We start from the raw sequence: 14,620 nt of genomic DNA on the forward strand, positions 1-14,620 counted from the left end.
GAAAGGCTATTACCATGATAATCGCCCCGGGCCCAGAACCAAAGGATAAGCCCCACAGATATATCATTTGTCCTGATATAACAAAGCCTGCTAACGCAGGCTTCGATACAGAAACAGAGTTGTTGTTCTCGTTAAAAGTCGTCGATGTCTGACATAGACATCGTACAGTTACGCCCCGCCGCCTTGGCTTTATACAACGCAATGTCTGCCATTTCGACCAATTCGCCATAATCCTGGGTCGGTAACGGAGTGACGGTTGCGATCCCAAGGCTAACAGTCAGCTTGGTATCGACATCAGAAAACATATGGGTGATCCCTTTTTCCGCCAGATGCCGGTGTACCTTCGCCGCAATCACTTCACCGCCTTTCATATCGGTGCTAGGCAGCAAAAATGCAAACTCTTCACCACCATAGCGTGCAACCTCATCGGTCTCGCGTTTCACAACGCTGCGGAACACTTTTGCGACTTCACGCAGGGCAAAGTCCCCTTGCTGATGGCCATAGTTATCATTAAAGGCTTTGAAGTTATCGATATCACACAGGATCAAGGTCAGTGGTTTTTGCTCCCGGATATGGCCATGCCAAAGCTTACGCAGTTGCTCATCGAAGCTACGCCGGTTGGCGACTTTGGTCAGGCTGTCGATAAAGCTCAGCTCCTGCAGCTCCATGATGGCATCGGCCAGTTGCTGCTCTGCCATCTTGCGCTCCGTTACATCACGGGCCATGACCAAGACCCCTGCCATACCATCGGTCGGATCACGGTAGGGAGACTTCACCACTTCATACCAGATCGGCGTACCATCTTCCAAAATGACATAATCATCGGTCTTGAGTGCTACCCCATCCCTTATCACCTGCTGATCGGTTTCTTGGAATATTTCCCATTTATCAGGCTCGAGCACCTCAGAGGCCGCTTTACCGAGCAGTTCTTCCTGCCGGAAACCCAGGGATCGGGCAAATGGTTCATTACAGCCGACATAAATACCGTGTTCATTGTAGAGGCCAATCGGGTCTGTACTGGCATTTAAGATAGTATCGAGCAACGTATTGCGCTGGGCCAACGCTTGCTCGGTGATCTCGCGTTTCTCAATTTCCTGCTTCAGGCTTTCCTGCATTTCGTGCCAGTCAGTCACATCATGGCTAATACTGAGTGTGCCTATCGCTTCACCGTTATCGTCAATCAGCAAGGTTTTATTGGTTTCCAATAATCGGCTGGAACCATCAGGTGCGGTCGTCCAGGTATGCATAGAGTTATTGCTTGAATGAACACTGTCATCATCCACCACCCCTTCGGCAACCCGTCCACGCCAGAAACGCTCGAACGCTTTGTTGGTACCAATGATTTGACCGGCTTTATCCTGAAAGTAAACCAGTTCGGATAATGAATTCAGTACTTGCTGGAACACCCGCTGCTCTTGCTCCAACTTTGCCGGAGAGGCGGGTTGTTGCGGAGGTTTGACAATAAACAATAGCCAGGCTGACTGCCATTTATAGCGTACCGGCTGGCCAGATACGGTGAGTTTTAGCATTCGCCCCCGGGCAAAATGCAACTCCTCACTCACATTGTGAAAACCACGCTGAAAAGAAAATGGGCGCAAAAAATCAAACATCATCTGCGGGCTGATTTCATCAGGATACAGGTAGCGGCTATCAAGCTTGCGGATCCCAAGCAACTCGCGACAGCTTTTATTGCCATAGAGCAAAGTACCGTCTTTTCTTTTGACGATAGCGACAGCCAATGGCATATGGGTCAGAGAGGCATGAAGTTTACGAAAAGAAGAGGAGTCGAGATGGTGCAGTGTCAAAACCATCAGCCCACCGCCGACAACGACCATCATGGCCACCAGGGTGAATACCAGGATTGGGTTATTCAGGCTCTCGACAGCTTCTGCTGCACGCCCCGGAAGCGGGCTGAACAGGCAAGCGATAGTGAATAAAAGGTGAGCGGACACTCGAGCACGGGTCCGAGTTGTTTCCCGGCAGGGCTTCCGTATGGTTTCCCAATTGGATTTCATAGAGATATCCCGAAGGCCAGCGGTCCAAAATCGGCGTTTATGGCCACTGGCTGAACTAAAGCAATGACTAACAGCATGCATTATTTTCGAATGATTACTTATTATACTCCCGCTAATCTATCATATTTCTGGTGAAATCCTATATAACGGGCCGATAAATAAATGACTGGTCCAAGGCACTTCCCTGGGCTCCGAATTGATCGAGGTTACGGCCAATTTCCGTCATCGCCAGCCAGCGGTTCTCGCACCAGGTAGGCGCCAGCAAGGTTGGACGCCGGGCGCTTGCTGATACCCGGTGGTAAACGACATCAGGAGGGGTTAAGCGAATCATCTCAGAGGCAATGTCTGCATAATCGTCCAGGCTTAGCGCCTCCAAACGTTCAGCCTTCCATGCTTGGCCCATTTTGCTGCCTTCCACAATATGTAACGGATGAAGTTTAATGCCATCAACACCCACTTCGACAATTCGCTTGATCGTATCTAAATTATCTTCTTTGGTATCACCCGGCAAGCCGACAATCAGGTGGGTACACACTTTAATACCTAACGCACGTGCACGCTTAGTGATCTGTTCATAGCATGCAAAGTCATGGCCACGGTTAATACGCTTTAACGTTTTTTCGTTGGCGGTTTGTAACCCAAGTTCAAGCCAAATTTCATAACCTTGTTCGCAGTAACTTGCAAGTAATTCTAAAACCGCATCAGGCACACAATCCGGACGGGTGCCCACACATAGCCCAACAATATCAGCCGACTGTAACGCTTCTTCGTACATGCTTTTTAGCAGCTGCACCTCAGCATATGTATTGGTATATGCCTGAAAGTATGCCAAGTAGCGCTTTGCTCTATCTGTCTGTGCAGCACGCTGTGCCAGCTGCTGGCTAATCGGTAAGTACTGTGCCTTTTCATCCGCAAAGGAAGCAACATTACAAAAAGTACAACCGCCACGACCAATCGTGCCATCACGGTTTGGGCAGCTGAACCCGCCATGCAAGGTGAGCTTATGCACCTTCTCTCCATAGCGGCGCTGTAAATCCTGTCCAAATGTATTGACTAGTTCGTGCAACTGCATCTTGTCACCTGAGTGGTAAAGTAAAAAAAGCAGCGCAGACTAACACCAAACAAGCTCCCAAAGTTTGTGCCAAAACAAGAAATATCGCTTAACTCTCCCCCCTTGTTGTAGCCCCTTATACCGTGTTGACAAAAAACAACAAAACCAAATCAAAGCCCGGCAATTAACCATAAAATAAAAGCGGTTAACTAAAAAATGCTCACTAGCTATATTCATAACGAGAACCATTACCGAATAAACAATCAATTAATGGGGCTATAAATTCATATAGCTAACAATTTTATACTCGGAGGGGGCTATTTTTGTTGGTAATTAACAAATCAAAATTGTAGGATAGTTACAGCTGTGTGCAATTTATGAACAATAAATGTGACGATTTCACCCCTAAAAATAGTGATTTATGTCACCACCTCTAAGTAGTCGTAGAACTTTTGCAAACCAGAACAAAGGTGCTACAGAATTTAGTTTGCTTATGATTTGAAACATCATCCCACAGCAAACACACATTTCGCCGGCTGGACAGGAGTCCATTTGATGTCGGTCGCAATGAAAAAAACAAATTAGGGATAACTCAGGCCTCTGGATTGAAGCCTGTTGAAACTGGAAGGAAGTATCTATGACAGATCAAGAGCTTAATGCTCAGGGACTCTACGTGCCTGAATTGGAGCACGATGCCTGTGGTATCGGCTTTGTGGCCCACCTGAAGAACCGTAAATCCCATGAAATTGTAACCCAAGCCCTTGATATGCTTGCGCGGATGGAACACCGTGGCGGCCAGGGTTGCGATCCATGTAGTGGTGACGGTGCCGGTATTCTGCTGCAGAAACCCCATGAGTTTCTACTGGAAGAGACCGTCAAACAGGGCATTAAACTACCGTCGTTTGATCAGTACGGTGTGGGTGTGGTGCTATTCCCTAAAGACGAGCACAAACGCCAGCAATGTCGCGATATTTTAGAACGAAATGCAAAACGCCTGGATCTTGAAGTCATTGGCTACCGTGTATTGCCTGTCGACAATTCAATGATCGGGGAAGATCCCCTCAGCACCGAACCACAGTTTGAACACGTCTTTATTACCGGCGGTGCAAACTTGGATCCTGCGGTTCTCGAGCGTAAGCTGTACGTACTGCGTAACTACACCGTTCGGGTCTGCCTAGAAAGTATCTCCAATATTGGCGATGACTTCTATATCAACTCATTGTCGTATAAGACCTTGGTTTATAAAGGTCAGCTAACTACTGAGCAGGTGCCTCAGTACTTCCTCGATCTGCAAAATCCGACCATGGTAACGGCACTGGCGCTGGTTCACTCTCGCTTCTCAACCAATACCTTCCCGAGATGGCGCCTGGCCCAGCCTTTCCGCTACATCGCCCACAACGGTGAAATCAACACCGTGCGCGGTAACCTGAACTGGATGAAGGCCCGCGAGGCGATCCTTGAGTCTGAGCTGTTCAGTCAGCAAGAAATCGACATGCTGCTTCCAATCTGCCAGGAAGGCAGTTCGGATTCATCGAACTTCGACATGGCGCTAGAGCTGCTGGTGTTGTCTGGCCGTAGCCTGCCACACGCCCTGATGATGCTGATCCCTGAAGCATGGCAAGAAAACAAGAACATGGATCCAAAACGCCGTGCGTTCTACCAGTACCACGCGAATGTCATGGAACCGTGGGATGGCCCGGCATCGGTATGTTTCACCGATGGTGTCCAGGTGGGTGCAACCCTTGACCGTAACGGCCTGCGCCCTTCGCGCTATACCGTGACCAAAGATGACTTCCTGGTGATGGCATCAGAATCTGGCGTAGTTGAAATTGAACCTGAGAACGTCCAGTTCCGTGGCCGCCTGCAACCAGGCCGTATCTTTGTCGCCGATCTAGAACAAGGCCGCATCATCTCTGACGAAGAAGTCAAAGACAGCATTGCAACAGCGCAGCCTTATGAGCAGTGGGTGAAAGACAACCTGCTAACGCTAAAGGCGCTGCCTGAAGCCGATAACATGCACCACCAGCCAACGCCTGAGCGCCTGCTTCATCACCAGCAAGCCTTTGGAATGAGCTCGGAAGAAGTGAACGAGATCATTGTCCCACTGGCGAAAACTGGTTACGAGCCACTTAGCGCCATGGGTGCCGACTGGCCGCTTGCGATTCTTTCGCACCAGTCACAGCACTTATCAAACTACTTCAAGCAGCTGTTTGCCCAGGTCACCAACCCACCGATCGATCCGATCCGTGAGCGTATGGTCATGTCTCTAAACACTTACCTAGGTAAAGATCAGAACCTGCTGACCGAAACGCCTGAGCACTGCCAGAAGGTAGAGTTGGAATCACCCGTTCTATCCAATGCCGAGCTTGAAAAACTCCGTGCTATCGATAAAGAGCACTTGCAAGCCAAAACGCTGGACATTGTATTCCGCGCCAACGGCGAGCAAGGCAAGCTTGAGCGTGCACTTAAACGTATCTGCCAATACTCGGAAGATGCCGTACTAGATGGCTACTCAATCATCATTCTGACTGACCGTGCGGTTAACTCCAACCATGCCGCTATTCCAGCGATGCTGGCAGTCGGTGCGGTTCACCACCATCTGATCCGCAAAGGCCTGCGTGCTAAGTGTGACATCATCGTCGAAACCGGTGATGCCCGTGAAACCCACCACTTTGCTACCCTGGTCGGTTATGGTGCCAACGCAGTTAACCCGTACCTGGTGACAGAAACCCTGGTTGACCTGCAGAAGAAGCGCAAGCTAGACCCTGAGCTGTCAACCGAGGAGCTGTTCAATAACTACCGTAAAGGTGTCAATGGCGGCCTGCTTAAGATCTTCTCGAAAATGGGGATCTCGACCCTGCAGTCCTACCATGGTGCCCAGATCTTCGAAGCACTGGGGATCAGTAAAGCCGTGGTAGATAAGTACTTCACCGGTACGGTTTCTCGTATCCAGGGTTTGACTATCGATGATATCGCCCAAGAAGTGCTCGTTCGTCACCGTGTCGGTTACCCGACCCGTGAAATACCAATTCAAATGCTGGATGTCGGTGGTGTCTACCAGTGGAAACAACGTGGTGAAAAACACCTGTTTAACCCTGAGACAATTTCACTGCTGCAACAGTCAACCCGCGGCAAAGATTACAACCAATTCAAAGAGTACTGCCACGCGGTAGACTCGCAGGGTGACAATGCAGCAACGCTGCGTAGCCAGCTTGAATTCATTAAGAATCCAGCGGGTGCAATTCCTCTTGCTGACGTTGAGCCAATTGAGAGCATCCTGAAGCGTTTTGCAACGGGTGCCATGAGCTTTGGTTCTATCTCTTACGAAGCACACTCAACCCTGGCTGTGGCGATGAACCGCATCGGCGCAAAATCTAACTCGGGTGAAGGTGGTGAAGATCCAACGCGTTTCGAGAAGAAAGACAACGGGGACTGGGAACGCTCTGCTATCAAGCAGGTGGCTTCAGGTCGCTTCGGTGTAACCTCTTACTACCTGACTAACTCTGAAGAAATTCAGATCAAGATGGCACAGGGTGCGAAGCCTGGTGAGGGTGGTCAGCTACCTGGCGATAAAGTCGATGACTGGATCGGTGCAACTCGTCACTCTACCCCTGGGGTCGGCCTGATTTCACCACCACCACACCACGACATTTACTCTATCGAAGATTTGGCCCAGCTGATCTACGATCTGAAAAATGCCAACCGTGCCGGCCGCGTTAACGTGAAGCTGGTATCGGAAGCCGGTGTCGGTACGATTGCCTCCGGTGTTGCCAAAGCAAAAGCAGACGTGGTTCTGATTGCCGGTTTTGACGGTGGTACTGGTGCCTCTCCGATGTCATCGATTCGCCACACCGGCCTGCCTTGGGAACTAGGCCTTGCCGAAACTCACCAGACCCTACTGAAGAACGGTTTGCGTAACCGTATCGTTGTACAATCTGATGGTCAGATGAAGACACCTCGCGACCTTGCCGTTGCAACCCTGCTGGGTGCCGAGGAATGGGGCGTAGCTACGGCGGCACTGGTAGTTGAAGGCTGTATCATGATGCGTAAGTGTCATAAAAACACCTGCCCTGTTGGTATCGCAACCCAGAACAAGACCCTGCGTGAACGCTTTGATGGCCGTGTAGACGACGTTGTTACCTTCTTCCAGTACATGGCTGAAGGCCTACGTGAAGTGATGGCCGAGCTGGGCTTCCGCACCATCGATGAGATGGTCGGTCAGTCTCACAAACTGAAAATCCGTGAAGATATCGGCCACTGGAAGTACAAGAACCTTGATTTGAGCCCAGTGCTATTTAACGAGCCTGCGCGCGAAGAAGACGGTATCTACAACCAGCGTGAACAAGATCATAACCTGGAAAATGTCCTTGACCGCAAGCTGATTGACATTGCAGCGCCTGCCCTTTACGAAGGCAAGCCAGTCGATGCCGAGTTTGACATCATCAACACTGACCGCAGTGCCGGTACTATGCTGTCGAACGAGATCTCAAAGATTTACAAAGACAAAGGCTTACCTCAGCCAATGAACGTGAAGTTCAAAGGTTCAGCAGGCCAGAGTTTCGGCGCATTCCTGACCAAGGGCGTGAAGTTCGAAGTTGAAGGCGATGCCAACGACTACTGGGGCAAGGGTCTTTCCGGCGGTACGCTGGTACTGTACCCGGATGCAAACTCGGACATTGTTCCTGAAGATAACATCGTGGTCGGTAACGTTTGTTTCTACGGCGCGACATCCGGAGAGTCTTACATTCGCGGCCTGGCTGGTGAACGTTTCTGTGTTCGTAACTCAGGCGCGAAAGTGGTTGTTGAAGGTGTTGGTGACCACGGCTGTGAATACATGACTGGTGGTGTTGCGGTTATCCTTGGCCAGACTGGACGTAACTTCGCTGCCGGTATGAGTGGCGGTGTCGCCTATGTCTGGGATCAGTTTGAAGATTTCGAAACCAAGCTAAACCCAGAACTTGTCGACCTGGATCCGATTGAGCAAGAAGACAAAGACTTGCTACAAGACATGCTAACCAAGCACGTAGAGCTAACGGGTAGTACAGTGGCGCAGACTTTCCTTTCCAACTTCGAGACGAACCTGCAGAAGATGGTGAAAGTGATGCCAAGGGATTACAAAGCTGTACTGCAAAAGCGTAAAGCGGAAGCAGCAAACAAGGAAGAGTTGGAGGCCGTAAATGGGTAAGCCTACTGGATTTTTAGAATTTGGCCGTGAACTGCCACAAAAGCTGGAACCAAGTGTTCGTATCCAGGACAACAAAGAGTTTGTCCTTAACGAAGAGTTTGGTGACAAGATCAATACACAGGCGTCACGCTGCATGGACTGCGGTGTGCCCTTCTGTCACAACTCATGCCCGATTGGCAACATCATTCCTGAATTCAATGATGCGGTTTTTCGTGATAGCTGGGAAGAGGCATGGAACATCCTAAGCTCGACCAATAACTTCCCGGAATTTACCGGTCGTGTCTGCCCGTCCCCTTGTGAAAGTGGCTGTGTATTGGGTATTAACCAAGACCCAATCACGATTTGTAATATCGAGAAAACCATTGTCGAAACCGCGTACCGTGAAGGTTATGCCAAGCCAAAAACACCACGTTCGCGTACCGGCAAAACCGTTGCGATCATCGGCTCGGGCCCTTCAGGGCTTGCGGCTGCCGAGCAGTTAAACAGTGCTGGCCATTGCGTGACAGTGTTTGAGCGCGATGAAAAAGTGGGTGGACTACTGCGCTTCGGTATCCCTGATTTTAAATTAGGCATGGATGTCATCGACCGTAAAATCAACTTAATGGCAGACGCTGGCGTTAAGTTTGAGGTCAACGCACATGTCGGCGTAAACATTAACGCCCAGCAATTGCGCCAGGACTTTGATGTTGTCTTGCTAACTGGTGGCTCGACCGTTCCGCGTAACCTGCCGATCCCGGGCCGTGAGCTAAAAGGCGTTCACTTTGCCATGGAATTCCTGGCGCAGAACAACCGCCGTGCCAACGATATGGATCTGAAGACCGAAGAAATTCATGCCAAAGATAAGCACGTTGTGGTTATCGGTGGCGGTGATACCGGATCTGACTGTGTCGGTACCTCGAACCGCCATGGCGCAGCAAGCATTACTCAGGTGGAAATCATGCCGATCCCACCGGAGAAACGCCCAGCCAACCAACCTTGGCCGTCTTATCCAATGATCATGAAAACATCGACTTCTCACGAAGAAGGGTGTGAGCGCCATTGGAATATTCTGACCAAAGAGTTCATCGGTGATGAAGCAGGTAACGTGAAAGCGTTGCGTATTGCCGATATTCAGTGGCAAGAAGCAAAACCAGGCGAACGCCCGGGCTTTGAAGAAGTGGCTGGCTCAGAGCGTATCATTCCATGTGATTTGGCCTTCTTGGCAATGGGTTTCTTGCATCCGGAGCCAACAGGTGTGATTGCCCAGCTTGATGTGAAGCTCGATGAACGCGGTAACGTGGCAACCGACGGTTTTGCCACTAGCCAGAAAGGTGTTTTCGCAGCAGGTGATATGCGTACCGGCCAGTCTCTGGTTGTCCGCTGTATCAATGAAGGCCGTGAATCAGCCCGTGAAATTGATGACTACCTGATGGGTAATTCCAACCTGGAAGCAAAAGCCAATTCACTTATGCTTTCTAAAGCCTGATTTCATTCACTTTATACTAATTTACAAGCCAGCTCCTAGGAGCTGGCTTTTTTTATGGTCTACCACCCCCAGTAACTCCTCAGGCCGCAATCAGCGAGCCGCTTCCCTGCTACACTTTATTCACCAGCAATTTCATTTTGCAACACCCCAGCAAAGCAGGCTTTTTACTACAGAAAGTTCCAGCTTTTCAGACAGTTCCGGAGCCTGTTCGGATACAGTTAAATGTAAAAACAATGTTTCAACAGCGCCAAAAAAGTCACAATACCAATGCTTTATGCAGAATATCGGTCGTAATTTCAGGTTTTAAACCGTCCTGTGATGGAAATTTGACCTTTTTGTAAATTATCGTTAACTTCAAATATTAATGGCGATCAGGGAGATTGCCATAAATATGCAGTAATACTGCTCAAACGAGCAGAAGCAAGGGAGAATTGCAATGACACTGTATGACCCAACGCTGGAAAAAGATAACTGTGGTTTTGGCCTTATCGCCCATATTGAAGGGGAAACCAGCCACAAACTTGTCCGTACAGCTATATCCGCATTGGATCGTATGACCCACCGTGGTGGTATTGCCGCGGACGGCAAGACCGGCGATGGTTGCGGTCTGCTAATGAAAAAACCGGAAGGTTACTACCGCATTGTGGCCGAGGAAGCGGGCTGGAAGCTCGCCCGTGAATTTGCCATGGGCATGATTTTCTTAAGCCAGGATCCGGTCAGGGCCGAACAGGCCCGTACCATCATCAATGAAGAGCTGGCAAAAGAAACGCTCTCCCTGGCTGGCTGGCGTGAAGTCCCGGTCAACCCCCAGGTACTCGGCCCGATTGCCACCGAATCGCTGCCCCAGATTGAGCAAGTTTTTGTCAATGCCCCGGCAGGCTGGAAGCCCCGTGATGTCGATCGCCGCCTGTATATTGCCCGCCGCCGCATTGAAAAACGCATTAGTGACGATCCTGATTTCTATATCTGCAGCCTATCTACCCAGGTGACTGTCTATAAAGGGCTGTGCATGCCGGCTGATTTGCCGAAGTTTTACCTGGATCTGGGCGATCTTCGCCTGGAATCATCAATTTGCCTGTTCCACCAGCGCTTTTCAACCAATACCCAGCCACGCTGGCCGCTGGCCCAGCCATTCCGCTACCTGGCCCACAATGGTGAGATCAACACCATTGCCGGAAACCGCCAGTGGGCAAGGGCGCGGGCCTATAAGTTTTCCTCACCGCTGCTACCGGATTTGCAAACGGTGGCCCCTTTTGTCAATGAAACCGGATCAGACTCATCCAGCCTGGATAATATGCTGGAGCTCTTCCTGTCCGGCGGTATGGATCTCTTTCGTGCCATGCGTATGCTGGTTCCGCCTGCATGGCAAAACCACCCGGACATGGATCCGGAACTACGCGCTTTCTACGATTTCAACACCATGCACATGGAGCCCTGGGACGGACCGGCCGGTATCGTAATGTCCGATGGCCGTTACGCAGCCTGTAACCTCGACCGAAATGGCCTGCGCCCAGCCCGCTACGTGATCACTAAAGACAAGCTGATCACCTTGGCTTCCGAAGTCGGGATCTGGGATTACGCGCCCGACGAAGTGGCAGAGAAAGGCCGGGTAGGCCCCGGCGAGCTGCTGGTGATCGATACCAAGTTCAACAAAATCTGGCACTCCGCTGATATCGACAGCGAGCTGATGAGCCGCCATCCGTATAAAGAATGGATGGACAGCCACGTAAAACGCCTAGTGCCGTTTGAGCAGCTGAGCGAGGATCAGGTCGGCACCCGCTCACTGGATGATGGCGAACTCCAAACCTACCAGAAACTGTTTGGCGTCAATAACGAAGAACTGGATCAGGTTCTGCGGGTTGTCGGTGAAAACGGCCAGGAAGCCACTGGCTCGATGGGTGATGATGCCCCGGTGGCCGTACTGTCATCGAAAGAGCGGGCGGTTACCGACTACTTCCGCCAGATGTTTGCCCAAGTCACCAACCCGCCCATTGATCCCTTGCGGGAAAAACATGTCATGTCACTGGCTACCTGCATCGGGCGTGAGATGAACGTATTCTGCGAGACTGACGGCCATGCCCACCGGGTCGCCTTTAGCTCGCCGGTATTGATGTACTCGGATCTGGTTCAGCTACTGGAGCTCGACAACCAGTACTACCGCAACAGCATCATTGATATTAACTACGATCCAAGTGAAAAGGATCTCAAGCAAGCCATTATCGACATCTGCGATCAAGCGGAGCGTTTAGTCCGTAACGGTACGGTTCTAGTGGTACTCTCAGATCGCGGGATCGATAAAGACAAGCTCCCGATCCCTGCCGCCATGGCCGTCGGCGCGGTACAGACTCGCCTGGTTGCCACCAACCTGCGCTGCGATGCGAATATCGTCGCTGAAACGGCCACCGCCCGCGACCCTCACCAGTTTGCCGTCCTACTTGGCTTCGGTGCAACCGCGGTGTACCCGTACCTGGCCTATGAGTCACTCGGAAAACTGATCGACAGCGGTGCGATCAGCAAGCCGTACTGTGACGTTATGATTAATTTCCGCAACGGCATGAACAAAGGCCTGTATAAAATCATGTCGAAGATGGGGATCTCGACCATTGCCTCTTATCGCTGCTCGAAACTGTTTGAAGCAGTCGGGCTGAGTGACGAAGTCGTCGAACTGTGTTTCCAGGGCGTTTCCAGCCGGATTGCCGGGGCGGACTTTGACGATTTCCAACAGGATCTATTTAACTTGTCCCGCCGCGCCTGGCTCAAGCGAAAACCTATCGAACATGGCGGGCTGCTGAAATATGTCCACGGCGGCGAATTCCACGCCTATAACCCAGATGTCGTTGATACGCTACAGAAAGCGGTAAAATCCGGTGATTACCAAGACTACTTAGCCTTTGCCAAGCAAGTCAATGAACGCCCGGTCGCAGCGCTCCGTGACTTGTTGAAATTAAAAGAATCCGAGAACCCAATTGATATCGACAATGTCGAGGCAGCAACAGAGCTGTACAAACGCTTTGATTCGGCAGCCATGTCTATTGGCGCCCTGAGTCCGGAAGCACACGAGGCGCTGGCGATTGCCATGAACCGCCTGGGTGGTTACTCCAACTCTGGTGAAGGAGGTGAAGATCCGCGCCGCTTTGGCAACGAGCGAAACTCTCGAATCAAGCAGGTGGCCTCCGGCCGCTTTGGTGTCACCCCCCACTACCTGGCCAATGCTGATGTCATCCAGATCAAGGTTGCCCAAGGTGCTAAACCGGGTGAAGGTGGCCAACTACCCGGCCATAAGGTGACCACTGAAATTGCCAAGCTACGTTTTGCCGTACCCGGTGTAACGCTGATTTCCCCGCCACCACACCACGACATCTATTCGATTGAAGATCTGGCGCAGCTGATCTTCGATTTAAAAGAAATCAATCCCAAAGCCATGGTATCAGTTAAGCTGGTATCGGAGCCCGGTGTCGGTACCATTGCCACCGGTGTCGCCAAGGCCTACGCTGATCTGATCACCATTTCCGGCTATGACGGCGGTACTGGTGCCAGCCCGCTCACCTCCGTGAAATACGCAGGAAGCCCTTGGGAGCTTGGCTTGGCCGAAACCCAGCAGGCACTGGTCGCGAATGGCCTGCGCCATAAAATCCGCCTGCAAGTCGATGGCGGTTTGAAAACCGGTCTCGATGTAATAAAAGCGGCAATCCTGGGGGCAGAGAGTTTCGGCTTCGGTACGGCGCCGATGGTCGCCCTGGGTTGTAAGTACCTCCGGATCTGCCACCTTAATAACTGTGCAACCGGCGTGGCCACCCAAGATGAAAAACTGCGCCGCGACTTCTTCAAAGGCCTGCCCGAGCAGGTAATGAGCTACTTTGTCGGCCTGGGGCAGGAAGTCCGAGAGCTGCTGGCACAGCTTGGGGTCGAGAAATTAACCGACTTAATCGGTCGTACCGATTTACTTGACGTGCTGAAAGGCTTTACCTCCAAGCAGAGCAAACTAGAACTCGATGGCCTGCTGCATGCACCGACACCGGTTGCAGGCAAGACGCTCTATTGCAGCGAGCCCAATACTCCGTTTGATACTGCCGAGCTGAGCAACACCTTGTTCGAAGAGGCATTGCCAGCAATCAAAAGCCGTAGCGGCGCAGACTTATACCATGACATCCGTAATACCGATCGTTCAATTGGTGCCCGTTTGTCCGGTGAGATAGCCTTGCGTTATGGCAACCAAGGGATGGCAGCCCAACCGATTAACCTCCACTTATCCGGAACGGCAGGTCAGTCATTCGGGGTATGGAACGCAGGCGGGCTCAACCTTCACCTCACCGGTGATGCCAACGACTACGTCGGCAAAGGCATGACCGGCGGTAAAATTTCCATCCGCCCACCCGTAGGCTCGGCCTTCAAGTCAAACGAGGCGACCATTGTCGGCAACACCTGCCTGTACGGCGCGACGGGCGGCAAGCTCTTTGCAGCCGGTACGGCAGGCGAGCGTTTCGCAGTGCGTAACTCGGGCACCATTGCCGTCGTTGAAGGTGCTGGTGACAACGCCTGTGAATACATGACAGGCGGTATTGTCGCGATCCTCGGCAAAACTGGCGTTAACTTTGGTGCCGGTATGACTGGCGGTTTTGCCTATATCCTCGATGAAAACGGTGACTTCGCTGGCCGGGTCAACCCTGAGCTGATCGAAGCCTTGCCTTTGGGTGGTTTGAAGATCCACCAGGAACACCTACGTGGCCTGATCAACCACCACCTTGAGGAAACTGGCTCAAGCCGCGCCCAGGAAATCCTGGCCGATTTTGATCAGTGGATCCCCAAATTCTACCTGGCAAAGCCAAAGTCTGCCGACGTGAATACCCTCTTGGGTCACCAAAGCCGTTCTGCCGCTGAACTACGTGTTCAAGCACAATAAGGGA

The 14,620-nt window shown here is 51.4% G+C and carries 5 protein-coding genes; 3 read left to right on the forward strand and 2 right to left on the reverse strand.

The features are described 5' to 3' along the window. Positions 1 to 131: 131 nt before the first annotated feature. Entirely contained in the window at positions 132 to 2,015 is a 1,884-nt protein-coding gene (locus AC51G0_RS16015; protein WP_496299714.1) for a GGDEF domain-containing protein, read from the reverse strand. Between the two features lie 139 nt (positions 2,016 to 2,154). Then, positions 2,155 to 3,087 carry a tRNA modification radical SAM protein MnmL/YtqA gene (mnmL, locus tag AC51G0_RS16020; RefSeq protein WP_496299715.1) on the reverse strand — a complete coding sequence of 311 codons (933 nt, stop codon included), beginning with the start codon at positions 3,085 to 3,087 and terminating at the stop codon, positions 2,155 to 2,157. 616 nt (positions 3,088 to 3,703) lie between these two features. Between mnmL and gltB (AC51G0_RS16025) the strand changes: the two genes are divergently transcribed. The 3 genes from gltB (AC51G0_RS16025) (at position 3,704) to gltB (AC51G0_RS16035) (ending at position 14,616) form a co-directional block, all read left to right on the forward strand. Continuing rightward, positions 3,704 to 8,251 carry a glutamate synthase large subunit gene (gene gltB, locus AC51G0_RS16025; protein WP_496299716.1) on the forward strand — a complete coding sequence of 1,516 codons (4,548 nt, stop codon included), beginning with the start codon at positions 3,704 to 3,706 and terminating at the stop codon, positions 8,249 to 8,251. After that, positions 8,244 to 9,716 carry a glutamate synthase subunit beta gene (locus AC51G0_RS16030; protein ID WP_496299717.1) on the forward strand — a complete coding sequence of 491 codons (1,473 nt, stop codon included), beginning with the start codon at positions 8,244 to 8,246 and terminating at the stop codon, positions 9,714 to 9,716. Before gltB (AC51G0_RS16025) ends, AC51G0_RS16030 begins: the two co-directional genes overlap by 8 nt. Before the next feature lie 436 nt (positions 9,717 to 10,152). Next, positions 10,153 to 14,616, forward strand: a complete 4,464-nt coding sequence (gene gltB, locus AC51G0_RS16035; protein WP_496299718.1) for a glutamate synthase large subunit — start codon at positions 10,153 to 10,155, stop codon at positions 14,614 to 14,616. Positions 14,617 to 14,620 lie beyond the last annotated feature (4 nt).

The organism is Photobacterium sp. HL06, assembly GCF_059552575.1.

Bases quoted from the DNA above. Each gene is read 5' to 3' on its own strand.
- AC51G0_RS16030 (WP_496299717.1), top strand. From the start codon at position 8,244: ATGGGTAAGCCTACTGGATTTTTAGAATTTGGCCGTGAACTGCCACAA.
- AC51G0_RS16015 (WP_496299714.1), bottom strand. From the start codon at position 2,015: ATGAAATCCAATTGGGAAACCATACGGAAGCCCTGCCGGGAAACAACT.
- gltB (WP_496299716.1), top strand. From the start codon at position 3,704: ATGACAGATCAAGAGCTTAATGCTCAGGGACTCTACGTGCCTGAATTG.
- gltB (WP_496299718.1), top strand. From the start codon at position 10,153: ATGACACTGTATGACCCAACGCTGGAAAAAGATAACTGTGGTTTTGGC.
- mnmL (WP_496299715.1), bottom strand. From the start codon at position 3,087: ATGCAGTTGCACGAACTAGTCAATACATTTGGACAGGATTTACAGCGC.